The following is a 23,142-nucleotide window of genomic DNA, read 5'->3' on the forward strand; positions in this document are numbered from 1 at the left end:
TGTGCTTTAACAAAGCTAACTACAGAGCATCCCGCCGCATGACTGGCGCCATATTGATAGCGCCAGCACGCACAAGTTACTCCTAACGCAAGTGGTGATAACATGGCGTAAATGGTCCAAAAATGGTGATTTTCGAACCGAGCCAAAGATTTGTGAGCTCAGCAGCAAAAGTAAGACATGCTGCTTAAATAGATGACTTAATCAGTTTAGGTGGCGCATTTCATGATCAAACTGAGCACGGAACTGCGAAGGTGTCAGCTGAGTATGGCGTTTAAAAAACTTCACAAAGTAAGTCACATCATCAAACCCCAACTGATAGGCTATTTCCTGAACTTGCGCACTTTCAATCGCTAAACACCGCTTAGCCTCCAATATGGTGTAGTTGTCGATTAACTGTTTTGCCGTCAATCCACACGCATGGCGACATAGCTGATTAAGCGACTTATAGCTCATGTGCAGTCGCTCAGCATAATCTGCGGCACAACGCTGAGTTTGTGTGGTTTGATGGATCAACTGTTTAAACTGATTAAAGCGCTGCTGCTGAACATCACTTAAATGTTCACCGTGATGTTGCTGCTGATTCTCAATAGTCATGATCAGCGAGCTGAAAAGCAGCTGTGCCAATAGTGGATCATCCAATTCATTTTGTTGAGTTTTATTAATTTCTTCCAGCAACACATTACAGGTATCAATCGACGCATCGGGTAAATTAATTAGCGGCGTGTACGTACTAAATAAGTTAGACAGTGAAAAAAACGGCAGACGCACTTTGGCAAGAATCGAATCAAAAAATGCCGCCGTCACATTAATCATTTTGCCTTGGGCACGGCTGGCAATATCAAAGGCATGTACTTGATCTTGATTGATTAAAATAAAGCTTCCCGGTTGAAATTGATAATATTCAAAATCAACAAAATGCCCACCTGAGCCATGGGTAATATAGATAAAACAGTAGTAACTGATTCGATGAGGCTTGGCAGGATCAAAACGACACCGGTGTAGCTTTTGATAAAAGTCGCCTAAATCGAGTATTTCTAGACCGGATTTCTGCTTACATGGCGCCCGAAAGTTAACCTGTGGAACCACCTCTTTTATCTGCTCGTTATTGGTCGTCATTGAAAGTTTTTTAACTGGGTTTACTTAAAAAGCACTTTACATCGCAATAGTCACACTGTCTGTTAACTGCATCATAACCTGCTAGCAGACACGGCTTTTTCAGACCAGAGATATCAGCACAACCTAAACAATAAACCACTAATTAAATTAAAGTTATTACTTTTAACCACCAAAATAAAAACTGCATAAACATAGGGTTAGCTTGCAATGCTACATCCGCACCAATTAACGGCACTGCACAAAAAGTCGTTAAAAATTTGTGATCGTTATTTTTTAAGCAGGCGTATAGCGAGTGTAACCTACACTCAATGAAGGAATATGCTATGCAACGTCTTTATCTTGGTATTGTGCTCAGCGCAGCACTCGCTCTCACTGCTTGCAGTGATGATGATGACAACAGCTCAACAACACCGCCTCCTACTCCAGCTCCTGCACCTGCTCCCGCTGAAATGTCGATGGTCAGGGTGATTCATGCCAGCGCCGATGCGCCCATGGTTAACGTAATGGCCAATGATGCTGAGCTGCTTACAGATGTTGATTACGCCATGTCGTCAGGCTTATTAAGTGTTGAATCTGCCACCTATGCAATTTCTGTAGATGCTAAGCTGCCAGGCGATGAGACTGCAACCGTATTATCAACCGAACTCATGGCTGAAGCCGATATGGAATACACAGCGGTTGCCGTTGGCAGCGTAGCTGGTGAATCGCTACAGTTAGCACTTATCGCCAATGCCACTAGTGAAATCGCTGCGGGATATGCTCGCGTGCAAGTACTTCACGGTACAGTGGGTGTTGGCTTGGTCGACGTGTATGTGACAGCTGTTGATGCTGACATCACAGATATGGCCCCCACGTTATCAGTAGATTTCATGGATAACACTGACCAGCTAGAAATTATGGCGGGTGATTATCAAGTACGCATTACAGGTTCTGGTCAGAAAGATGCGGTATATGATTCAGGTGCGATTAACCTAGCTGCAGAAACCGATTATTTACTGACTGCCGTCACCAACGTATGGAGTGGTGATTCGCCTGTGGCATTGTTAGCTGCGCTACCTGAAGGCCAAGCGCTAATACAAGACAAGAATGCAGGTGCTGATTTACGTGTGGTTCATGCGGTTGCAGATGCACCAGCTGTCGATGTATTTTTAGATGGTTCAATGACTGCCGCAGTCGATATGTTGTCTTTTGGCGAAGTGACTGGCTATTTAAATGTGCCTGAAGGTGAACACACAGTGACTGTGGCAGCCGATGCTGACAACAGTGTGGTAGTGATTGATGAAGCACCAGTATCACTTGATCAAGGCATGAGTTACTCAGCACTAGCTATCGGTTCACTCGGTGATGAAATCATGCCATGGGTGTTGATGGATAGCCCTCGTCGTGTTGCAACAGCAGCAAAACTAAACATTGCCCATGCGTCGTTCTCTGCTGGAAATGTTGATATTTATCTGACTGCCACTGATGACATTAGCGATGCAGCTCCTGCACTAAGCGATGTACCGTTCATGGTAGCATCAGGTGCCCTTGAAGTTGCTGCCGGCGACTATGTCGTCAGCGTCACGCCTCATGACAGCAAAGATGTCGCCATTGGTCCACTTAGCATCAGTCTAATGGCCGGTGGAATCTACTCAGTTGCAGCCGTCGATGCTGCGGGCGGTGGTACGCCTCTTGGTGTAATTCTGATGGATGATTTTGTGGCAAATTAATCGCCAAACACTTCAGTACAAATTTTACCAACTAATGAAAAGGCGATCCCATGGGATCGCCTTTTCTTATAATGAGTCCAATAACCTATTTGGCTATTAAACGTCTAAATTTTAACGCCTAGTATTTAACATCTAGTGTCTACGATTTAAGTCGCCACCTTAAGAGGTAAACTGACATACTTAGCCACAAACGTTGCACATAAAGTCTCACCACAATAAAGCTCAACCGTAAGCGGGATTTTAACTCTGCGACCTCGCTCCAATGAAGATAGGTCAGTGTCGCCCCAACTGACACAAGCTGTTGGTTGCTCCTCAACCGGTGCTAAATAGCGCACCTGTGCGTCAGCAAGCACAATATCACCTTGCACACCTTGCTTGTGCTGCTGTAACCAAACCATGCCCCAGCCCGTTAACGTCATTAAGGTATAAATGCTGCCTGCAAACATAGTTTGATGCAGATTAATATTGGGTGCTAGCGGCGCCGTCACCAAAAACTGCTCTCCATCAAAACTCAGCGGCTCTACCGCCATAAATTGGCTAAGCGGGATGGTTTGATACCAGGTTTGCTGCAATTGTGACAATAGCGGATCGGTTAATTCCATGGTCATCAAACCTGTAAATTAAACGTCACTGGACCGTCATTGGTCAGACTCACTTGCATATCGGCAGCAAACTCACCGGTTTGCACATTCACCCCTTGATCACGGCAGAATTCAATAAATTCTAAGTACAACTGCTTGGCTTGCTCAGGTGTCCCCGCACCAGAAAAGCTTGGACGTAATCCTCTACCTGTGTCGGCCGCCAAAGTGAACTGAGACACCACGAGCAAACTTCCACCAGCCTGAGTCAGATTCAGGTTCATCTTGCCGTTTTCATCGCTAAACACGCGATATTTCATCACCTTGGTCGCCAGTTTTTGCATTTTCTCAGTGTCATCTTCACGCTCAACACCAAGCAACACTAATAATCCCTTATCAATGGCACCTATCGTTTCACCGGCTACTTGTACTTGTACTTGCGCTTGCGTTACGCGCTGGATCAGGGCTATCACTTACTCTTATACCTCGTTTCAATAAAAGGCTTTGTTAGCCAACAAAGCCGGATACCTAGCGACTAGGCTGATTCTGGGTTTTTCATAATCGGAATCGGTTTAATCAACTCCTCTGAGCCTTCTGGCAAAGACTTGCCTACTTGATGTAAACCGTCATCAGTCCACAACATGAAACGGCGGATCTCTTCTAAATCAATGGTGTTAACAAAAGTCGCTGCGCCTTGTACCTGAATCACATTGCCTTTTTCACGCAATGTAAATTTGGCAAAGTTAAGTTTATGGTTCAGTGTTCCAATCAAGACTAACAGCTCTTTGCTGCCAACCATTTGCGGGTGAACCGCATAAAAGCGATTCATCAATATCCGGTCGATTCCATCGGGATTAATACTGGGTTGTAGGACAAATTGACTCTTATCGAACTGCACACCAACTCGCGTGGGTGACACTTTGGTTGCCGGATAGTTTTTCTTCAGCAGTGCTGCTAATAACGCATCGGCAGCAGCTTCATTGGTCATTCCACCAAGCGTGACAGACTCGGGTGCAACAGTTGCTACATCACTGGTTTTTGCCTCATCGGTTGATGCGCACCCAACTAATGCAGCACAAAGTGCAGATATCATGATGGTTTTTTTCATTCTGGCATATCCTTTCTGTTATTCATCATTTTCCGTAAGGCGGAAATTACCGCTAACCGCATCTTATCATCGCCTAGGGCATGATACCCGTGATTAATGATCTGTAAGCGTAAATGGCTTAAGTCGCACTGTTCAATGAAATGATTCACTGCCTGTGGCGGACAGACCCAATCGAGCTCACCTTGTAAGATGACCGTCTGTGCCACAATCAAGTTGGCACGCTGCTGTAAAATTTTCTCTGCCTCAAAATATTCGGCCTGCGCATAATGCGCTTCAATTTTTGCCAGTGACTCCCCTTGATAATTAAAGGCTGAAAAGTCCACCATTGGCATTGCCAAAACTTGTTCCCACTGTTGCCAACGCTGGTGAAACTGCCGCCGCACAAGCTCATCTTTATGCTGCAAACCCGCAACGAAATAATCTATCAATGCCGCGGTATCACCACCATTAAAATCACCTTTAAAATTTTGATAGTGATGAGAAAATATTTGTGCAGCCCCATCACGACCATACAGCCATTCAATACTTGTTGCGGACGGAATAAACGCGCCCCACAACAGCTGCTTGCTCACACGCTTAGGAAAGCAGCTGCTATATAACAAGGCTAACGTCGCCCCAAAAGAGCCGCCACACAGCCACCACTGTTCCACATTTGCCCATTGCCTTAATTTTTCTATATCACTGAGTAGGGCGATCAAATGGTTGTGTTCAACACTGGCATAGGGGCGAGAACGTCCCGCACCACGCTGGTCGACAAGATATAAGCGCACAGGTAAGCCAGCAAACAGGGCAGCATCATCAGGGCGGCAGCCCGCACCGGGCCCGCCATGTAAATACAACACTGGAGTGCCCTCTGGGTCACCGTATTGCGCGACAAAGACCTGATGTCCATTGCCCACATCTAGCCAATCTTGGCTAAGAAGAGCGAGGTGTTCCGTCAAGGATTACTGACCTTTGGTGACATTCGCGTCACCGTTTTTTGCATCGATTGTATCTGACTGCGAGGCCGTAGAAGTCTCTAAGGTTGAATCCACTTCAGCAACCGTTCGCTGCTGACTAAAATGCCGACGTAGCGCCACCAAACGGGTATCTAAATACTCGGGCATCCCCGCTGTGATCACCGCCCCTATCAGCACAATCATCCAACTCAAATACACCCAAACAAACAAAATAGGAATGGTGGCTAAGGCACCATAAATCGCCTCATAACTCGGAAATTGAGTGAGGTAATATGCGAAGCCTTTTTTACCAAACTCAAACAGTAACGCCGCCACAATGGCCCCAAGTAAGGCATGGAAAAACTTCACTTTGGTATTAGGCACCACCATATAAATCAATAAGAATGTCGCCACTGAAAACAGCATAGGTAGGCGTTCAACTACCAAAGGCACAACACCCGAAAAATCGTTGTCGGTAAAGACTTTTAGCGACACCACATAAGAGGTTGCCACTAAGCTCGCCCCCATCAACACTGGGCCCAATGTCAGCACCATCCAGTACATGGAAAAAGACACCACCATCGAGCGTTTTTCCGTGGTTCGCCAAATGGCGTTTAAGGCTTTATCAATATTAGAGATGAGCATAATGGCTACCACCACTAGAGCGCCTATACCTACCGCGGTCCCCTTTGATGCATTAGCGACAAATTCATTGATATACATCTGCACGCTATCCCCTGCGGAGGGAATAAAGTTTTCATAAATAAATGACTCTATTTGACCGCGTATCCCCTTAAATACGGGGAATGCCGACAACATCGACATGGTCACTGCAACCATAGGGACTAGCGATAGTAAGGTCACATAGGCTAAATGCCCGGCACGAATATTAACCTGGTCTTCAGCCAATCGCTGACGCAGGTGGAGTGCAAAATGCCAAATGCTCAGAACAATGGTATAAATTACTGAGCTTTTTATTTTATCAATCACAGCTATCTCGTTATTCATTGGCGTTAAGAGGCGAAAATCTGTATCTTCGTACAATAAAGCTTATAACCTAAGATTTACAAGTGTAAGGAAAAAATTGATGTCTCAACAAGGATCTGCAGGCAATGTAATTGCCGCAATTGCTAGCTTTTTTATCGTTGGATTAGGCCAACTTGTGCAGGGCCGAATCATGTCAGCAATTCTGTTTTGCGTATTCACCTACGCGGCATACGGTATTGCCAGCTTTACCCTAGGGTTATTCCTAATCGTAGCAGTCCCCTTGCACATTTGGTGCATTATTGATGCTGCTAGATACAAAAGTTAACTAACCAAGGTAATAGAACGTAAATCTCAGCAATATGCGTTTTGAAAAGGTGGTTTCAGGATGAAAAAAGGATTATCAATCGCGCTAGTGAGCGCAGCGTTATTACTTGGCGGCTGCCAAAGCGCTTATTACGGCGCAATGGAAAAAGTGGGCTACCATAAACGCGATATTATGGTTGACCGCGTCACTGATGCAAAAGAGTCTCAAGAAGAAGCACAAGAGCAGTTTAGCTCGGCGCTTGAAGAGATGCAGGCATTGTTAAATCATGACGGCGGCGATTTAGAAAAAGCCTACAACAAAGCTAAAGATGAATATGAATCATCACGCGAAGCGGCCGATGATGTCAGTAATCGTATCAGTAAAGTCGAAGATGTCGCCGAAGCACTATTTGATGAATGGCAAACTGAGATTAGCGAGATAAGCAAAGCCAGCCTTCGCCGTAATAGTGAAACTAAACTCAGAGAAACCCAGCGCTCCTATGATCAGTTAGTGCGCACTATGAAGCGTGCCGAAAGTAAGATGGAGCCAGTACTGGTGGCGATGAAGGACAACATGCTGTACCTAAAGCATAACCTCAATGCGCAAGCGATTGGTGCTATTAAAGGTGAGTTTGCCAGCTTACAAACCGACATCTCTGGTCTTATCAAAGAGATGAACAAATCTATCGAAGAGTCTAACAAGTTTATTGCTTCAATCGAAGGCCAATAAATAGCAAATGCGGTTTGCTGGATTAACAGCAAACCGCATCGTCACCTAACAAACCAACCGGTTTTTTAGCAATCTTGTTTTTTACCCTCTGTGACCCAAACCACTGATTTAAATTGTCCAGCAACACATTTTAGACAATAGTCACAAATCAAATACTCATTTACGAACCAAATTGATAAATCTGGCTCACAAGCGTTACTGACTGTATCGATTGATGGATTATTATGAGTTTCGTTGAATCACTCACACTGACTTTTGCTCTGCTCTATGCAGCAAGCTTACTGTACTTTAGTGGCCAGAAATGGGGAGGAGCTATTGCCTTTGGCCTGTTCAGTTCAGCCTTAATTGCCACACTTTATTGGCCCATGTTGTTAGCTGCGGTTATCGCGGCGTGTCTGCTAGGCATCATTAAGCGCTACTTCCCAAACAGCATCAATGGTGAACTCAAAATCAATACCCTGCGCGAGCTTATTCATCATGGGCTGGCGATCTCTATGTTACTGGTCGCTATTCAATTTAGCGCCAACACTATCATGTTGAAAATGGGAATCGAGCCTTGGTTAATGCGTCCCGATGTTGGGGATGCCTTCTTACCCATTGCTGGCGGCATTGAATTAAAAGCCATAATCACCTTGGGACTATGGGATCAAACACACCCTGCTGCAGCAGTTATGCTCACTGTGGTACTGCTCACTGGCTTATTATGCAAGCGCGCATTTTGTGGCTGGGCATGTCCATTAGGCTTGGCTGGCGAATACCTATATAAACTGAGAAAACGCTTTGTTAAGCGCGAGTTGCTACCACCTGCTTGGATAGACTGGCCGTTAAGAGGGCTTAAGTACCTACTATTGCTGGCACTAATCTATATCATTGCTGGCATGCCAAGCCAGGCCATCCCCAACTATCTAAATGGCAATTATCACAAAATTGCCGACTTAAAAATGGCGCTATTTTTTATCACCCCAGGGCTGATCACACTCGCTTGCTTTGCCGTTATTCTGGCGTTAGCGGCATGGCGGCGCCAAGGGTTTTGTCGTTATATTTGCCCATATGGTGCGCTACTTGGGGTGATGAGCTTTTTAAGCCCGCTAAAAATACGTCGCAACACTCAGCACTGCCTCATCGATAGCAAGGGCATGAAGTGCGACAAATGCACTCGGGCCTGTCCTGCCAACATCAAGGTTCATCAACAGATCACCGTTCGCTCTGATGAATGCCAAGCGTGCATGCGCTGTGTTGCCGTCTGTCCGAAAAAAGCATCGCTAACTTTCAGTACCCGTAACGGTTGGCAGCTATCATCCACCGGCCTCGCAGTCATGCTACTGACATTACTATTTGCCATTCCATTGTTCGCCTATTTAAACGGCTTTTGGGTAAGCCAAACACCTGATGGCATCCGTATGTATCTTATCCAACATATCAATGCTATCGGCCACTAATTCATAAGGTAATTAGCTAAAAATGATCTTGGCATTATTATTTGTTAATAATGCCAAAATTCCTGTAATTACCGCAGTTGATTAAGACTAAATTAACGCCTCATTGCTAGCGTATAACGGTCAAAAACATCTATAGAAGGACTGCCGTTGTGGGGATGGTTATCGCATTTAGCTTAGCCAGCGTTGCTATGCTAGCGCTACTTATCAGTAGCGCTATTCTGATTCGCCTGTTTCATAAAATTGACAATCAACAGCAAGCTAATCGGCTAAAGCTAAAATTGCTACTGCTAACCCCGCTGAGCTGGTTGATGGTGTACGCTTTTCCGACACAATATGATGCTGCTCGCAATAACTATGATCAGCTCATTATGGTGTGGTGTACGAAAACGGCATTGTTTATTCTAATGCCAGCATTCATTGCGACGGTATGTCGATACATAGACAGCAAGTCCAAATAAACTCAAATACGTCATAGAAGTATATCGCCACAATCATACTCACAATATGACGCCGTAAAAACAGTCGTAGCAAAAGTATCACTTAAGTAATAGCTAAAAAAATCAACCGTGATCCTGATCACGGCTTAATTACATCAAAAACCTACCTCCCTCTATTTTCACAAAAGCAGAAAATAGAATAATTACAATCGTTTAAATTACATTCATTAGATTTTTTTCAACAATATTTTTATCAATTAGATTTTTGCGATATTAGTGATCAACATCAAATTCACATCTACCTACATTTGGTAAATTTATTTACAAGATGAGTACCTTCTCATCAATACAAAACACACCATCAACTAAGATGGATAAGGACCAAAAGATGAAAATGATGATGAACATGATCGGTTGCTTGGTTGTCGGCTTAGCCTTAGCAACCTCGGCGTATGCCGTGGATGGCGGTAACCCCAAAAAGGGCAAACACCTGTATAAGAAAACTTGCAAAGTTTGCCATGGCCAAGGTGATGTAGGCGGTGAAATGACACCCATGACAAAAACAATGTCGCAGTGGGATCGTTATTTCAAACGCAACAAACACAAAGGAAATCCCGAAGTGTTTCAGCAGCTCTCTGACAAAGACAAGCTCGATATCCAGCAGTTCCTGTATGACCATGCAGCCGATTCTGATCAACCGCAAACCTGCGGCTAACGCTCAAACCGACTAGCAAACACTTAACCTAATTTGAGCAATTTATAGGGATACCCCTAGGGCAACGGCTTGCCAAAAATTGCCTCAAATCATGAAAAATGGACAGCTTGGTAACACGAAAAACGGACTCGATTCGTGCTGCCATAAGGAGATTCCTTATGCGTACTATACTATCAATCTTGATTGCTAATGCGCTAGTAATGTCAGGCTCTGCATGGGCAAATGACAGCGACACACAGAAAATAAACGAACTTAAACAGCAGCTTGCGGATATTACCGAAGAGCTAGATGATCTGAACGATCGCGTCGATAACAATGAGCGTCACACGGCGCTTGATCGTATTAGCCTCACTGGTGACTTTCGCGTCAAAGCCCACTCGCTACACTACCAAAATGTCACTTGGAACCCAGCTATCAAGGTGAACTTCAATGACTTTGGTAGCAAAGCCATGGGCGGAGTATTCGGTTCACCCACCGACAGTGATTCACCTTTAGGAAAAATGCTCGCAGCCAATCCATCACTCGCAGCCGCATTTCAGCAGGGACAACTGCAAGGAGTGATGCCCTATGTACTCGCTCCTAAAAGTACCCAAGATATAGATAACGACATTTTCTATACCACTCGACTCAGACTCAATATTAAGGCAAAGGTGTGGGACAACGTGAATTTTGCCGGTCGACTCTCTATGTATAAAAACTGGGGGGACTCCACCGGCGTCCAGGTATTTGACTCTTGGCGCTCTTTTACCATGGATGGCACCAGCAGTGGTAACACCAGCGGCGACTGGCTGCGGGTTGAGCGCGCTTACTTTGATTGGAAAAACATTGGCGGTTCCAACACCTATTTGTCTATTGGTCGTCGCCCATCAACCTATGGTCCACCGACCCATTATCGCGAAAACGAGAAACGGGGTGGCACCCCTTCAGGTCATCTAGTGAACTTTAATTTTGATGGTGCAACCTTAGGCTATAACCTCGGTGAAATCACCGGTATTGATGGTCAAGTGGTGCGTTTCTGCTATGGCCAAGGGTTTGAATCGCAATGGGGCAATGGCGAAATGTTCGGTGATATTGTCACTAAAGATACCCACCTAGGCGGCTTCAACATTGACGCTATCAATGATGGCACCAACTTCCTGCAATTCACCTTATTTGGCGCTAAAGATATCAATGATGGTTTCAAAGGCACCATGGCATTTCCCACTCAACTAGCGGGTATTTTTGCGCCCACCATGTATCAAGACATGCAAAAGTTCAGCAACTTCAACTTTGAAACTCGGGTGCAACCCAGCGGAGTGATCGGCGATATGTACTTAGGGGGTATCGGCTTTGCCCGTGAAGAAGCCAATGATATCAAGTGGTTTATCTCTGGTGGCTGGACTCGCAGTGAAAGTAATGGCAACGCCGGCATGTTTGGCGGCATGCTCAGTGATGCGGTATTTGAAGCACAGCTGAATGCCGATGGTTCAGAAATTATCATGATGCCAGCCCATAGCGATGACAATGACACCAAAGATGGTTATGGCGTCTATGTCGGGATACAAATGCCGGCGCCACTGGGTAAATTTGGTATCGAGTACAACTACGGCTCTAAATATTGGACCCCCTTTACCCAAGCCCAAGACGACCCCATTGGTAGCAAGCTTGCGACTCGCGGACATGTGGGTGAAGCCTACTACATATTCGATGTTAACCCACACATGTTCATTAAGCTGGCAGGGCTTTATTACGACTACGAATACACCGGCAGTGGCACTCCCGTTGGTGCACCACAGAATATTGATGACATCTTAGCTGGCAGTGCCTACTCGATGTTACCGGTAGTCGACACCGCCTTTGATATCAACGCCTCGTTAACCGTTAACTTCTAGTCTTGATAGCCCCCTTGTAAACCGCAAGGGGGCAAGGAGCAATCAGATGAAAACCCCAATATGGACCCTACTGTTGAGCCTGCTAATAAGTGGCTCAGGTTGGGCAAGCCAAGATCATAGCGAAATGCTCAGCGGCCCGTTTACCAATGGCAGTGAAGTCACTAGCCAATGTATCGAATGCCACGAAGAGCATGCCAGTGCTTTTATGAAATCCTCCCATTGGACATGGGAACTGGAACAACAACTCCCCAACCGAACGGTGAAAAGAGGCAAGAAGAACAGCATCAATAACTTTTGTGTGGCAATATCAAGTAACGAACCGCGCTGTACCAGTTGCCATGCTGGGTATGGCTGGAAAGATAACGGTTTCGACTTTAGCGACATGACCAAAGTCGACTGCCTGATATGCCACGATACCACGGGCACCTATGTTAAAGATCCAGCTGGCGCGGGCGAAGTGGCCGCTAAGGTCAACCTGACTCGCGTAGCACAGAATGTCGGCCGCCCAGTTAGAGACAACTGCGGCAGTTGCCACTTCTTTGGTGGTGGCGGAGATGGGGTCAAACATGGTGATTTAGACTCCTCCATGTCATATCCTGACAAAGCCACTGACGTTCACATGGATACTGATGGTAATGACTTCCAATGCCAAGATTGTCACGTCACTCAAGACCATCAAATCACAGGCAACGCCATGGGCGTCTCACCCGGTGGGGATAACCCTATCGGCTGTAGTAACTGCCATCAAGCTGAGCCTCATAAAAAAGCGAAGCTTAACCAGCACAGCCAAGCCATTGCTTGCCAAACCTGTCACATCCCAGTGTTTGCCAAAAATGAACCCACGAAAATGAGCTGGGATTGGTCAACAGCAGGCAGTGATAGAGCACAAACTATCGATCAGTATGGCAAGCATAGCTATATGAAGAAAAAAGGCGACTTTGTTTGGGCTAAATCAGTCACGCCTGAATATGCATGGTACAACGGCAAAGCTGATGCCTATATGCCTGGGGATAAAATGGATCCTAATGTCACCACTAAGCTCACCTATCCTCTCGGCAGCATTAGCGATCCGCAAGCCAAAATTGCGCCGTTTAAAGTTCATACGGGTAAGCAGATTTTCGACAAGAAGCACAACATTTTTATCACCCCTAAAACTTTTGGCGAAGGCGGCTACTGGAAAACATTCGACTGGGCTAAAGCCGCTGAGTTAGGCATGCAGCAAAATGCCACTATGGTGGAAAAAGGCATTCGCTTTAGCGGCGAGTATGGCTTTGCGGCCACCGAAATGTGGTGGCCAATTAACCATATGGTATCGCCCAAGTCAGCCGCATTGCAGTGTAAAGAGTGTCATAACGCCAAAGGGGGCCGCCTTGACTGGCAAGCACTGGGCTACGACGGTGACCCAATGAAAAACAACACGGGTGTTCGTCACGCCCGCTAACCCTGCTTAAGCGCATAGCACTCATCGAAATGAGCTCCCACTCCATGCGCTTGCTTTGCCAGCCGTTTACCTCACCTATAACGGCTGGCTTTTTTGTAAAAACTACCTGCACTAAACTCTGATACACTCAAGTTGAATCCACTGATTTTAGTCACAAGGCCGCAGCATGCACAAATTTAACGTTTTTGGCACCTTAATGTCAGTACACCGACACCAAAATGAATGGCTACTCTTTGTCGAGTCGGGCACGGGAATGCGCCGCCGTGTCTATGATGTAGTGATACCAGCAGAGCTGCATAGTGAACAACTATGCAGCTATTTGGATGATATATTTCATGAACAAGCTAGCCAGCACAACCCGACAGTCACACGCATTTAATCAGACAGATTATGTCTCCCTATGACCAATACGGTAGCAACACTACATGCAATAAGCACTAATGCTAAATTTTGCGCAACACCTGCCAGTGCTAATCCTGCTGCAATCGTTAGGTAATACATCAAACCAAATATCGCACCAGCACTACCAGCATGTTGTTGGTATTCCACCAACGCAATACTGAGTAAATTGGGAATAGCTATTGCAAAGGCCATCACCACGAAAACCATTGGCCCGATGAACCAGATAGAATTTTGTAGCAGATAAACCCCAGCAGCCCCGAGAGTTAACAACAGCACAGCAAAGCGCAATAATATCGTCAATGACACCAGTTTCTTAATCATTAACTTATTAACGTAACTACCTAATAACGTCGCCACGCCCAATAATGCACCGCTATAGCCAAATTGCTCGGCTCCCAATCCCAACTGAGAAAAGCTCATTGCCCCCAGCTGATAATAAGAAAACAGTGCAATATTAAATAACCCGACCAATAGCCCTATGCGCCACAACAGCCAGTCATTAAGCATACGCCATATCAAACCATTTAATGGCATGGAACGTTTTTCGGTTTGAGTTTCAGGTAACTTTAAACAGTTATATACAAACAATACAAAAGCCATAATGAATAAAGTACAGAACACCCACTGATGGCCACCAGCCTGAGCCAATTGGCCGCCTAAAAACATCCCTAGTACTGGACTCAAGGCAATGCCCATTCCCATCAAACTAAATACTTTAGCAAGCTCAGAACCACTAAAGGCATCACGCAACATCGTTTGAGTCACCACAGAGCCCACAGCAATACCAAATGCACTCACAGCACGAGCAACCATCACCCCCGTAAAACTGTCAGTCAGCATGGCAAACAAACTGGCAGCTGCGTAGGTGAGCAACCCGATTAGCATAGTGAGACGTCTACCCAATCTATCAGCTAACATGCCCCACACAATGACACCCATGGCGAAAGCAAAGAAATACACCGACAAAGTTTGCGCCGCTTGCCCATTCGTCACTCCAAAAGACAGCGCAATAGATGCAAGGGCTGGGCTATATATGGTTTCAACAATTTGCGGCACCATTAACATGATCACCATTAACCACAAATTTGGTTTCGTTTTCATCACACACTCTCAATAACAGATAACTTGGCGTGCAGTTTAAAAGCGATTAACCTATAGCCAATATCAATATTAAAACCAAAAACATCAAAAATAAGACAAATGGCAGTCATACAGGTAAATACACGTTTCAATCCCGATAGCATTAGCAATTGTGTGGTTGGCATTGCCGCGGATGTCGGTCAACATGATTCAGGGGTTCATCAACACAAAAAAGGGCAATTGCTGTTTGCTTCTCATGGCTGCATCAGTTTTGCTTTAAGCAGCGAAATGTATGTACTACCGCCTACCAAAGCCGTATGGATCCCACCTAATACTGCTCATCAAGCTAAAATGACCAATGTTGTCGGCTACCGCTCGGTGTACTTCGACTGCAATAAATTCACTACCCCAAAAAATATCACCATGATTGAAGTTGATGGGCTATTGAAAGCACTGATTGATAAAATGGCATTGTGGCCATGGGATACACCAGAGCCTTTAATGCACAATACAACTGCGTTATTTTGGGAAGAATTCAATGGCGCTAAACAACACTCGTTTCAGTTGCCGATACCCGATAATCGCCGCTTAACTAAGTTTCGCCAACAACTACTGCAAGCTGATTTTAAAGTGCCGTCAATCACAACATTAGCTAAGACAGTTGGCGCAAGCCCTAAGACCATCACACGGATATTTAAAGCGCAAACAGGCATGAGCTACCAAGATTGGAAACTGCAGTGGCGTTTGTTAAAAGCCATTGAATTGTTATCGCAAGCAATGCCGGTTGGCGAGGTTGCCCATAGACTCGACTTTTGCTCAGACAGCGCTTTTATTGCCTTTTTTAAGAAGCAAACCGGCCAAACACCACTGTATTTTATCAAGCAACAACACAGCTAACGGAGTCATTTACACCCAAACTACTAGCCCGGTCATAAATATCGCCAACAAACCACTCGCACTAACAGCAAAAGATACGCTGCGCAGCACTTTTATATTTGCATAGTAGAACAGCATATGCGCGACACGGCCTAGTAAATACATCACCGCGAAACCATTTACCCAACTGGGACTCGCAGCAGAAAATATCGCGAACAGGGTAAACAGCACAAAAATGCCCACGGTTTCATTGCTATTGGCAAATGCACGACCACTACGAAACAACAAACTATCATGTCCTTCATTGATTTGGGTGCCGGGTGTGTGTTTACGGCGAATCCCAATGATATCTGCGACGATTAACTGAATAAAAAACAACAATCCTGTTGCCCCAATAACTATCACTGTCATATTATACGGTGCTAACCAATCCATATTTGCACTGTCCTTTTCATTAATCTACAACTCAACATCTGTCCTTATACAGCCCTTTAGCTTGACGCCGTAATTTGAGTGTCGCTGTGACGTTTTCTCAAGAAAAATGCACCAAAGCCAAACACTAATTCGGCAATCAAATAGACATACATCAAGGCGTTGGCTTGACCATCAGTCATGATCCCCACTAAACGACCCAATGCCATCAGCAGTAAACATAGACCGACCATGACTAATGCCAAATCAATATCTTGTTTATGCTGAACAATAATCAGCATTATCACCCCAATGGCCAGTTGTGCTCCACCATAAGTCGCCCTTAAATCTATTTTTGCGGATGGCACACTGGGTGCCCCGTCTGTCACCCAATTGGCGATTTCCATCGGCCAAATTATGAAACCCACCCCATAGCCAATAAAGAAAACCGCCGTTGCATAAACAAGAAGTTTCGACATATCACCCCCAACAAAACGAGTCTAAATCAACATCACATCCATGCAAAGGTATCGTGGCAGTGACCACTGCCAGTAAAGCTGCCTTGTAAACTCGTTTTTTATCAATCATATTAAAAGCTTATAATATCGAGAAACTAACAAAGTCTGCACCACTCAGCAATCACCCATTAGTGGGCTATGTACCGCACCAGATACAAATCGCGGCAAACATCACTCTTTGCAGCCTTGCTTATTCAACGATATTGCTATTGGCTCCACACTAAAGCAAAGTGAATTTGATTCGATATCTGAGTGGAGTAAAGCTATGGAGCCAGAACAAATTGTTCAAAGATGGGTTGATGCATTTAACCAAGGCGATGCTGAAACCATTGCTAATTTCTATAGCGAGCATGCAGTTAACCATCAGGTTGCAAATGAACCTGTTGTTGGAAAAAGCGCCATTAAGCAGATGTTTACCGATGAGTTTGCTACCGCCGACATGGTCTGTATCGTTGAAAATATCTTCCAAGATGGTCAATGGGCTATTTTGGAATGGAAAGACCCTATCGGCCTACGAGGTTGTGGTTTCTTCCAATTTGAAAATGATTTAATTGTTTTGCAACGAGGTTACTGGGACAAACTTAGTTTTCTAAAAGCCCACAACTTACCAATCCCCAATTAACATCCATCCTCGTCAGCGGTTGGGGTACCTGCAACCGCTGTTAAAGTACCCTCAGGGTTTTATTGGGTACTAGCAATATACACCAGCGCTAACTTAATCGACGTAATTAACCCCAAATAACAGCAATGCCCAATTGACTTGCGCCGCCGCTCTGGAAGCAACTCATCAATGACTAAACACCCTTTTTCATCGATAAGCTTGGCACCCCATAGAATGAACCAAAAAATGCGAACTGAAAAACGCTCGCCAGCCAACACGATACTTGTTGTCATGTAGGGGAGAAAAATATATTTAGACAACAACTTATCACCATTACAGCTAATGGATAACCGCGTCGTTAAGCGGTCATATTCTACTGCGATGATATTCTTGCCATGGTGGTGTTGTTTTCGTTGAAATCGCTCAAACCGCATTGGGTAATTAATTGACCTTTTACTTAGCTCGTACTTCACTGCACCAATATTGATAAAGCTGATGGATATCTCCCGAGCACAAATAAGGCATCGCCGCTTTAATCTGTGCAGGTTTCCAATTCCACCAAGTCATTTCCAGTAGCTTGGTTATATCAGCCTCAGTAAACCTAAATTTAATGTGCTTAGCCGGGTTAGCACCAACAACTTCATAGGGCGCAACATCTTTAGTCACCACAGCTCGACTCGCTATGACAGCACCATCGCCAACGTTAACCCCCGCCATGATCATCGCTTCAGAACCGATCCAGACATCATTACCTATCACGGTATCCCCTGCTGGGACAAAGGCATCGACAGCGCCAGTAAAATTGTCATCATCCTGATAGAAAAAGGGGAAAGTGCTTGCCCAATCATTTCTATGCCCCTGGTTTCCAGCCATCATAAACACTGCTCCTGAGCCTATCGAACAAAAGCGGCCGATGATGAGCTTATCCACATCATTTCTATTTGGATCTAGATACCTAGCACAATCATCAAAGCTATGGCGATGGTAATAATACCAATCGGCATAAGAAAGTGCTCTACTCAGAGCTTTTTTTGGCAAACTAGTTCGAGACGAATAACTTAAGTAATAGTGGTTCTATTGGGAAGTTATTCAACGAAGAAGTAGGCAGCCAAAAAAGCTCCCAAAGGGCGAGTTTTAGCACTTCTGATACTGTGTAAACGAACTTGAACGTAGAGTAACTATGCCCTTCATTCGTTGCCTTGTCTCACAAGCGCTAAACTCTCGCTGAGCGATCACATCTTTATGCCGATTGGTATAAATAGCTGTATTCACCAACAATAATATTGGGGTTAGTGACCTGTTGGTTTAGTGGTATTCCCGTAAACGGCGAAGCAAAATAGTTCATCTATTTATGTCACTCAAAGTTGATCATAATAACGTCGTGCTGTGCACTCACAAGGTTGGATTGCCCACATTATGCCCCATCAATAAGGTTGAAAACTACCGCTATACCGATATCGACTTTCAGTTTGTTGTTAGCAAATTTGTCTTTGCTTACTATGCGTTAGCCCAATCACCTCCTGATAGACATTTTGATCGAACACGTCAAGACAGGGCGTAAGCATGTTGGTGCGGCCTCTACGGCAACGTGAAGAAGGCGCCTCGCTGAAGCATCAGCACAATAGCCTGCTTCAAGCAAAAACCACTAGCGGGGATAAGCATATCTGCACCCTGCTTATATCCCCCAAGGTCGTTACCGCGTTTAATAAATAATCAACTTTTTACTTCAAACCAAGCTTAATCGAAGAATTAATCTATCCGGTGCCGATGCGGCTGCGAGTATCGGTTTCAGGGATGAAACCGCTAAGCGGCCATGGATGGCTTCACAGCGCCTCGCTGAAGCATCGGTGCAATAGCCTGCTGCAAGCAAAAACCACTAACGGGGATAAGCACATCCCAAAACATGCAAACCCCCTCTCTGGGCTTCCTGCCCATCGGGGATAAGCACATCCCAAAACATGCAAACCCCTCTCTGGGCTTCCTGCCCATCGGGGATAAGCACATCCCAAAACATGCAAACCCCCTCTTTGGGCTTCCTGCCCATCGGGGATAAGCACATCCCAAAACATGCAACCCCCCTCTTTGGGCTTCCTGCCCATCGGGGATAAGCACATCCCTGTGCAAAAAAAAGCCCCGAATACTTTATGTATTCAGGGCTTTAGGATTTACAAAGCTGCTGCACCATTTAGGTGCAAGACAGATTAAGCGTCTTTAGCAGCGCGACTTGCACGCTTACGATCGTTCTCAGTCAGGTGACGCTTACGAACACGAATGTTCTCTGGCGTCACTTCTACTAGCTCGTCATCATCAATGAACTCAAGTGCTTGCTCAAGGGTCATTTGAATGTGCGGAGTTAATACTTGTGCTTCATCAGTACCTGATGCACGCATGTTAGTTAGCTGCTTACCTTTCAAGCAGTTAACTGTTAGATCGTTTGCACGTGAATGAATACCAATCACTTGGCCTTCATAAACTTCTGCAGCATGGCCAATCATCAGGCGACCACGATCTTGTAGACCAAACAATGCAAACGTCAGTGCTTTACCTGTTGCGTTAGAGATCAACACACCGTTTTGGCGTTGACCGATATCACCACCTTTCACTGGACCATAGTGGTCAAATGAATGATAAATCAGACCAGTACCAGAAGTCGCTGTCATAAATTCGGTTTGGAAACCAATCAAACCACGGCTTGGAATGATAAAGTCGATACGGATACGTCCTTTACCATCAGGCTGCATGTCACGCATATCAGCTTTACGCATGCCTAACTTTTCAATCACTGTACCTTGGTGCTCTTCTTCTACATCCACAGTCAGTGTTTCATAAGGCTCACACTTCTCACCATCAATCTCTTTGATGATAACTTCTGGACGTGATACCGCTAGCTCGTATCCTTCACGACGCATATTTTCAATCAAGATAGATAGGTGAAGCTCACCACGACCCGATACACGGAAACGATCTGGACTGTCAGTTTCTTCAACGCGTAGTGCAACGTTGTGTACTAATTCCTGCTCTAGACGCTCAAGGATGTTACGTGAAGTCACGTACTTACCTTCTTTACCAGCAAACGGGGACGTATTCACTTGGAAAGTCATTGTCAATGTAGGCTCATCAACTGACAGGGCTGGTAATGCTTCTACTGTAGTAGTTGCACAAACGGTATCTGAAATTTGCAGATTACCTAAACCAGTAATCGCCACAATATCACCTGCATTGGCTTCGCTCACTTCGTGACGATCTAGACCCATGTAACCTAAAACTTGGCCCATCTTACCGTTGCGTGTATTGCCTTCAGCATCAACGATAGTCACTTGCTGGTTAGTTTTCACGCTGCCACGTTTAATACGACCAACACCGATCACACCCACGTATGAGTTGTAATCTAGCTGTGAGATCTGCATCTGGAAATCACCTTCTGCATCCGCATCAGGAGAAGATACTTTCTCAACAATGGTTTCAAACAGTGGTGTCATGTCTTCGCCAGCTTCATCAGGATCAAGCGTTGCGAAACCATTAAGTGCCGAAGCATAAACAATTGGGAAGTCTAATTGCTCGTCGGTAGCACCTAAGTTATCGAACAGATCGAAAACTTGGTCAATAACCCAATCTGGACGTGCACCTGGACGGTCAATTTTGTTAATAACAACAATCGGCTTCAGGCCTTGAGCGAACGCTTTCTTAGTGACAAAGCGAGTTTGTGGCATTGGGCCGTCAACCGCGTCAACCAATAGCAATACGCTATCAACCATAGACAGAACACGCTCTACTTCACCACCGAAATCGGCGTGACCAGGGGTGTCTACGATATTAATGCGATAGTCGTTCCACTTGATGGCGGTGTTCTTCGCAAGAATCGTGATTCCACGTTCCTTCTCTAGATCGTTGGAATCCATCACCCGCTCAGCGGCCTCACCTCGAGTTTCAAGGGTTCCAGACTGTGCCAGCAACTTATCAACCAAGGTAGTTTTACCATGGTCAACGTGTGCAATAATGGCGATGTTACGTAAATTCTCTAACACGGATAGACCTCTTACCATCAAATATAGGGGGATTTGTAACAGCCTTAAGCATAGCTGTTGCAATAAAAAACGTGCCATTCTACTCTAGCTGAGCCCTCTCGCACAGGATTATTTTTTAGTCAGCTATGAATCACGCCATTCTGTCATCTCTGCACCAGCTTGGGGAAAGCACCAACAAAGTGCACACCCTGCACCACAATAGTGCAAAACGGTTATCCCTCGCGAGCTTAAAAAACACATATACCTTTAAAAACATAGGCTTAGAAAATTGGCACAACTCTAGCTATATAAATTCCAGATTCGCGGTGAGCGCAAAAGATATTTAATTATAGATAAAGATAGAAGGCTTAGCCTTTACCCTACTCGGAGACTTAAGAATGTCAGTAGCATCAGTTTTACAGCAACTAAAAGACTTAGAAGTAAAGTTTGTTGATTTACGTTTTACCGATACTCGCGGTAAAGAGCAGCACGTATCTATCCCGACTCACCAAGTTGACGAAGATTTCTTTGAAGATGGCAAAATGTTCGATGGTTCTTCTATCTCTGGATGGAAAGGCATCAACGAATCAGACATGGTACTAATGCCAGATCCAGAAAGTTTCGTACTGGATCCATTTACTGCTGAAACCACGGCTAACATTCGCTGTGACATTCTTGAACCAGGCACTATGACTGGTTACAACCGTGACCCACGCTCTATCGCTAAAAAAGCCGAAGAGTACATGCGTTCAACAGGTATTGCTGACACTGTATTGATTGGTCCTGAGCCAGAGTTCTTCCTATTTGACGATGTTAAATACGGTGCAGATATGTCTGGTTGTTTCTACAAAGTCGATGCTGAAGAAGCTGCATGGAACTCAGGCACTAGCTATGAAGATGGCAACATGGGTCACCGTCCAGGCGTTAAAGGCGGTTACTTCCCAGTTGCACCAGTTGATTCTTCACAAGACATCCGTAGTGCAATGTGTCTTGTACTTGAAGAGATGGGTCAAGTTGTTGAAGCTCATCACCATGAAGTGGCGACTGCTGGTCAAAACGAAATCGCAACTCGTTTCAACACTCTAACACTTAAAGCTGATGAAGTTCAGGTGCTTAAGTATGTTATCCATAACGTTGCTCACGCTTATGGCAAGACAGCAACCTTCATGCCTAAGCCAGTTGTTGGCGATAACGGTAGCGGTATGCACGTTCACCAATCACTTGCTAAAGATGGTGTTAACTTGTTTGCTGGTGACAAATACGGCGGACTATCTGAAACTGCACTTTATTACATCGGTGGTGTGATTAAGCATGCTCGCGCAATTAACGCTTTCTCTAACCCAGCGACTAACTCATACAAGCGTCTGATTCCACACTTTGAAGCGCCTGTAATGCTTGCATACTCTGCACGTAACCGTAGTGCTTCAATCCGTATTCCAGTAGTACCAAGCGCTAAAGCACGTCGTATCGAGCTACGTTTTGGTGACCCAATGGCAAACCCATACTTAGCATTCTCAGCGATGCTAATGGCAGGCCTTGACGGTATCCAAAACAAGATCCACCCAGGTGAAGCAATGGATAAAGATCTTTATGATCTTCCAGCTGAAGAAGCAGCTGAAATTCCAACAGTTGCAACTTCACTTGAAAATGCACTTGAGTCACTAGATGCTGACCGTGAGTTCTTGACCAAAGGTGGCGTATTTAACGATGACTTCATCGACTCTTACATCAAGCTGAAGTCTGAAGACGTTGAGCGTGTTAATAACACCACTCACCCAGTTGAGTTTGACCTTTACTACAGCTTGTAATCGGTCACTTATCACTGCATTAAAGCCGCCTTTATGGCGGCTTTTTTGTTGTTAAATTTCAACAAAATAA

24 protein-coding genes and 1 pseudogene are annotated in these 23,142 nt (G+C 45.1%); 12 read left to right on the forward strand and 13 right to left on the reverse strand.

Annotated features, from left to right (window positions below):
* Positions 1–201: 201 nt before the first annotated feature.
* Complete coding sequence (locus ACHUFW_RS09155) at positions 202–1,116, reverse strand: AraC family transcriptional regulator (protein ID WP_394202413.1); 915 nt, start codon at positions 1,114–1,116, stop codon at positions 202–204.
* A gap of 323 nt (positions 1,117–1,439) precedes the next feature.
* Here ACHUFW_RS09155 and ACHUFW_RS09160 point away from each other — a divergent pair, with 323 nt between their 5' ends.
* Entirely contained in the window at positions 1,440–2,825 is a 1,386-nt protein-coding gene (locus ACHUFW_RS09160; RefSeq protein WP_394202414.1) for a DUF4397 domain-containing protein, read from the forward strand.
* 146 nt (positions 2,826–2,971) lie between these two features.
* Here ACHUFW_RS09160 and ACHUFW_RS09165 read toward each other — a convergent pair whose 3' ends face one another.
* The 5 genes from ACHUFW_RS09165 to ACHUFW_RS09185 all read right to left on the reverse strand — a co-directional run bounded on the left by ACHUFW_RS09165 (position 2,972) and on the right by ACHUFW_RS09185 (position 6,439).
* Positions 2,972–3,433 (reverse strand): thioesterase domain-containing protein, encoded by a 462-nt coding sequence (locus tag ACHUFW_RS09165; RefSeq protein WP_394202416.1) that lies wholly within the window; start codon positions 3,431–3,433, stop codon positions 2,972–2,974.
* Positions 3,433–3,876 carry a D-aminoacyl-tRNA deacylase gene (gene dtd / locus ACHUFW_RS09170; protein ID WP_394202418.1) on the reverse strand — a complete coding sequence of 148 codons (444 nt, stop codon included), beginning with the start codon at positions 3,874–3,876 and terminating at the stop codon, positions 3,433–3,435. Before dtd ends, ACHUFW_RS09165 begins: the two co-directional genes overlap by 1 nt.
* Positions 3,877–3,938: 62 nt before the next feature.
* Positions 3,939–4,511: a hypothetical protein gene (locus ACHUFW_RS09175; protein WP_394202419.1), complete on the reverse strand. Its 573-nt coding sequence runs from the start codon at positions 4,509–4,511 to the stop codon at positions 3,939–3,941.
* The gene (locus ACHUFW_RS09180) at positions 4,508–5,452 is read right to left on the reverse strand and encodes an alpha/beta fold hydrolase (protein ID WP_394202421.1); all 945 of its coding nucleotides are present in this window, start codon (positions 5,450–5,452) and stop codon (positions 4,508–4,510) included. The genes ACHUFW_RS09175 and ACHUFW_RS09180 overlap by 4 nt, the downstream gene beginning before the upstream one ends.
* 3 nt (positions 5,453–5,455) lie before the next feature.
* Positions 5,456–6,439, reverse strand: coding sequence for a virulence factor BrkB family protein (locus ACHUFW_RS09185; RefSeq protein ID WP_463602308.1), 984 nt, complete (start codon positions 6,437–6,439; stop codon positions 5,456–5,458).
* A 97-nt stretch (positions 6,440–6,536) separates the two neighbouring features.
* On the opposite strand from ACHUFW_RS09185, the gene ACHUFW_RS09190 reads away from it, so the two are divergent.
* The 8 genes from ACHUFW_RS09190 to ACHUFW_RS09225 all read left to right on the forward strand — a co-directional run bounded on the left by ACHUFW_RS09190 (position 6,537) and on the right by ACHUFW_RS09225 (position 13,751).
* Positions 6,537–6,761 carry a hypothetical protein gene (locus tag ACHUFW_RS09190; protein WP_394202422.1) on the forward strand — a complete coding sequence of 75 codons (225 nt, stop codon included), beginning with the start codon at positions 6,537–6,539 and terminating at the stop codon, positions 6,759–6,761.
* A 60-nt stretch (positions 6,762–6,821) separates the two neighbouring features.
* Positions 6,822–7,469, forward strand: a complete 648-nt coding sequence (locus ACHUFW_RS09195) for a DUF2959 domain-containing protein (RefSeq protein ID WP_394202423.1) — start codon at positions 6,822–6,824, stop codon at positions 7,467–7,469.
* Positions 7,470–7,693: 224 nt separating this feature from the next.
* Entirely contained in the window at positions 7,694–8,908 is a 1,215-nt protein-coding gene (locus ACHUFW_RS09200) for a 4Fe-4S binding protein (RefSeq protein WP_394202424.1), read from the forward strand.
* A gap of 149 nt (positions 8,909–9,057) precedes the next feature.
* On the forward strand, positions 9,058–9,366 hold the full coding sequence (locus ACHUFW_RS09205) for a hypothetical protein (RefSeq protein WP_394202425.1): 309 nt from the start codon (positions 9,058–9,060) through the stop codon (positions 9,364–9,366).
* A gap of 373 nt (positions 9,367–9,739) precedes the next feature.
* Entirely contained in the window at positions 9,740–10,060 is a 321-nt protein-coding gene (locus ACHUFW_RS09210) for a c-type cytochrome (RefSeq protein WP_394202885.1), read from the forward strand.
* A gap of 158 nt (positions 10,061–10,218) precedes the next feature.
* Positions 10,219–11,931, forward strand: coding sequence for a DUF3373 domain-containing protein (locus tag ACHUFW_RS09215; RefSeq protein ID WP_394202427.1), 1,713 nt, complete (start codon positions 10,219–10,221; stop codon positions 11,929–11,931).
* A 46-nt stretch (positions 11,932–11,977) separates the two neighbouring features.
* On the forward strand, positions 11,978–13,372 hold the full coding sequence (locus ACHUFW_RS09220; protein WP_394202428.1) for a tetrathionate reductase family octaheme c-type cytochrome: 1,395 nt from the start codon (positions 11,978–11,980) through the stop codon (positions 13,370–13,372).
* Positions 13,373–13,538: 166 nt separating this feature from the next.
* Positions 13,539–13,751 carry a DUF7661 family protein gene (locus tag ACHUFW_RS09225; RefSeq protein ID WP_394202429.1) on the forward strand — a complete coding sequence of 71 codons (213 nt, stop codon included), beginning with the start codon at positions 13,539–13,541 and terminating at the stop codon, positions 13,749–13,751.
* Here the strand turns inward: ACHUFW_RS09225 and ACHUFW_RS09230 are convergent.
* On the reverse strand, positions 13,748–14,875 hold the full coding sequence (locus tag ACHUFW_RS09230; RefSeq protein WP_394202430.1) for a multidrug effflux MFS transporter: 1,128 nt from the start codon (positions 14,873–14,875) through the stop codon (positions 13,748–13,750). The genes ACHUFW_RS09225 and ACHUFW_RS09230 overlap by 4 nt on opposite strands.
* Before the next feature lie 99 nt (positions 14,876–14,974).
* Between ACHUFW_RS09230 and ACHUFW_RS09235 the strand changes: the two genes are divergently transcribed.
* The gene (locus ACHUFW_RS09235; protein WP_394202432.1) at positions 14,975–15,751 is read left to right on the forward strand and encodes an AraC family transcriptional regulator; all 777 of its coding nucleotides are present in this window, start codon (positions 14,975–14,977) and stop codon (positions 15,749–15,751) included.
* A gap of 9 nt (positions 15,752–15,760) precedes the next feature.
* Here ACHUFW_RS09235 and ACHUFW_RS09240 read toward each other — a convergent pair whose 3' ends face one another.
* Both ACHUFW_RS09240 and ACHUFW_RS09245 read right to left on the reverse strand, forming a co-directional pair.
* Positions 15,761–16,165, reverse strand: coding sequence for an MAPEG family protein (locus tag ACHUFW_RS09240; RefSeq protein WP_394202433.1), 405 nt, complete (start codon positions 16,163–16,165; stop codon positions 15,761–15,763).
* A 56-nt stretch (positions 16,166–16,221) separates the two neighbouring features.
* Positions 16,222–16,620 (reverse strand): DUF4345 domain-containing protein, encoded by a 399-nt coding sequence (locus tag ACHUFW_RS09245; RefSeq protein WP_394202434.1) that lies wholly within the window; start codon positions 16,618–16,620, stop codon positions 16,222–16,224.
* 304 nt (positions 16,621–16,924) lie between these two features.
* Here ACHUFW_RS09245 and ACHUFW_RS09250 point away from each other — a divergent pair, with 304 nt between their 5' ends.
* The gene (locus tag ACHUFW_RS09250; protein ID WP_394202435.1) at positions 16,925–17,281 is read left to right on the forward strand and encodes a nuclear transport factor 2 family protein; all 357 of its coding nucleotides are present in this window, start codon (positions 16,925–16,927) and stop codon (positions 17,279–17,281) included.
* A 59-nt stretch (positions 17,282–17,340) separates the two neighbouring features.
* Here the strand turns inward: ACHUFW_RS09250 and ACHUFW_RS09255 are convergent, their stop codons facing one another.
* The 4 genes and pseudogenes from ACHUFW_RS09255 to typA form a co-directional block, all read right to left on the reverse strand.
* The gene (locus tag ACHUFW_RS09255; protein WP_394202436.1) at positions 17,341–17,694 is read right to left on the reverse strand and encodes a hypothetical protein; all 354 of its coding nucleotides are present in this window, start codon (positions 17,692–17,694) and stop codon (positions 17,341–17,343) included.
* Between the two features lie 19 nt (positions 17,695–17,713).
* Positions 17,714–18,298, reverse strand: a complete 585-nt coding sequence (locus tag ACHUFW_RS09260; protein WP_394202438.1) for a CatB-related O-acetyltransferase — start codon at positions 18,296–18,298, stop codon at positions 17,714–17,716.
* Between the two features lie 220 nt (positions 18,299–18,518).
* A pseudogene (locus ACHUFW_RS09265) lies at positions 18,519–18,605 on the reverse strand (type B chloramphenicol O-acetyltransferase); the annotation flags it as partial.
* An 856-nt stretch (positions 18,606–19,461) separates the two neighbouring features.
* Positions 19,462–21,285: a translational GTPase TypA gene (typA, locus tag ACHUFW_RS09270; protein WP_394202439.1), complete on the reverse strand. Its 1,824-nt coding sequence runs from the start codon at positions 21,283–21,285 to the stop codon at positions 19,462–19,464.
* Positions 21,286–21,662: 377 nt separating this feature from the next.
* Here typA and glnA point away from each other — a divergent pair, with 377 nt between their 5' ends.
* Entirely contained in the window at positions 21,663–23,072 is a 1,410-nt protein-coding gene (glnA, locus tag ACHUFW_RS09275) for a glutamate--ammonia ligase (protein WP_394202441.1), read from the forward strand.
* Positions 23,073–23,142 lie beyond the last annotated feature (70 nt).

Origin of the sequence: Shewanella waksmanii (assembly GCF_043643685.1) — a bacterium.
Lineage (GTDB): Bacteria > Pseudomonadota > Gammaproteobacteria > Enterobacterales > Shewanellaceae > Shewanella > Shewanella waksmanii_A.

Coding starts and splice junctions, on each gene's coding strand:
- ACHUFW_RS09155 (WP_394202413.1), bottom strand. CDS start 1,116: ATGACGACCAATAACGAGCAGATAAAAGAGGTGGTTCCACAGGTTAAC.
- ACHUFW_RS09160 (WP_394202414.1), top strand. CDS start 1,440: ATGCAACGTCTTTATCTTGGTATTGTGCTCAGCGCAGCACTCGCTCTC.
- ACHUFW_RS09165 (WP_394202416.1), bottom strand. CDS start 3,433: ATGACCATGGAATTAACCGATCCGCTATTGTCACAATTGCAGCAAACC.
- ACHUFW_RS09175 (WP_394202419.1), bottom strand. CDS start 4,511: ATGAAAAAAACCATCATGATATCTGCACTTTGTGCTGCATTAGTTGGG.
- ACHUFW_RS09190 (WP_394202422.1), top strand. CDS start 6,537: ATGTCTCAACAAGGATCTGCAGGCAATGTAATTGCCGCAATTGCTAGC.
- ACHUFW_RS09195 (WP_394202423.1), top strand. CDS start 6,822: ATGAAAAAAGGATTATCAATCGCGCTAGTGAGCGCAGCGTTATTACTT.
- ACHUFW_RS09200 (WP_394202424.1), top strand. CDS start 7,694: ATGAGTTTCGTTGAATCACTCACACTGACTTTTGCTCTGCTCTATGCA.
- ACHUFW_RS09210 (WP_394202885.1), top strand. CDS start 9,740: ATGATGATGAACATGATCGGTTGCTTGGTTGTCGGCTTAGCCTTAGCA.
- ACHUFW_RS09215 (WP_394202427.1), top strand. CDS start 10,219: ATGCGTACTATACTATCAATCTTGATTGCTAATGCGCTAGTAATGTCA.
- ACHUFW_RS09220 (WP_394202428.1), top strand. CDS start 11,978: ATGAAAACCCCAATATGGACCCTACTGTTGAGCCTGCTAATAAGTGGC.
- ACHUFW_RS09225 (WP_394202429.1), top strand. CDS start 13,539: ATGCACAAATTTAACGTTTTTGGCACCTTAATGTCAGTACACCGACAC.
- ACHUFW_RS09230 (WP_394202430.1), bottom strand. CDS start 14,875: ATGAAAACGAAACCAAATTTGTGGTTAATGGTGATCATGTTAATGGTG.
- ACHUFW_RS09235 (WP_394202432.1), top strand. CDS start 14,975: ATGGCAGTCATACAGGTAAATACACGTTTCAATCCCGATAGCATTAGC.
- ACHUFW_RS09240 (WP_394202433.1), bottom strand. CDS start 16,165: ATGGATTGGTTAGCACCGTATAATATGACAGTGATAGTTATTGGGGCA.
- ACHUFW_RS09245 (WP_394202434.1), bottom strand. CDS start 16,620: ATGTCGAAACTTCTTGTTTATGCAACGGCGGTTTTCTTTATTGGCTAT.
- ACHUFW_RS09250 (WP_394202435.1), top strand. CDS start 16,925: ATGGAGCCAGAACAAATTGTTCAAAGATGGGTTGATGCATTTAACCAA.
- ACHUFW_RS09255 (WP_394202436.1), bottom strand. CDS start 17,694: ATGCGGTTTGAGCGATTTCAACGAAAACAACACCACCATGGCAAGAAT.
- glnA (WP_394202441.1), top strand. CDS start 21,663: ATGTCAGTAGCATCAGTTTTACAGCAACTAAAAGACTTAGAAGTAAAG.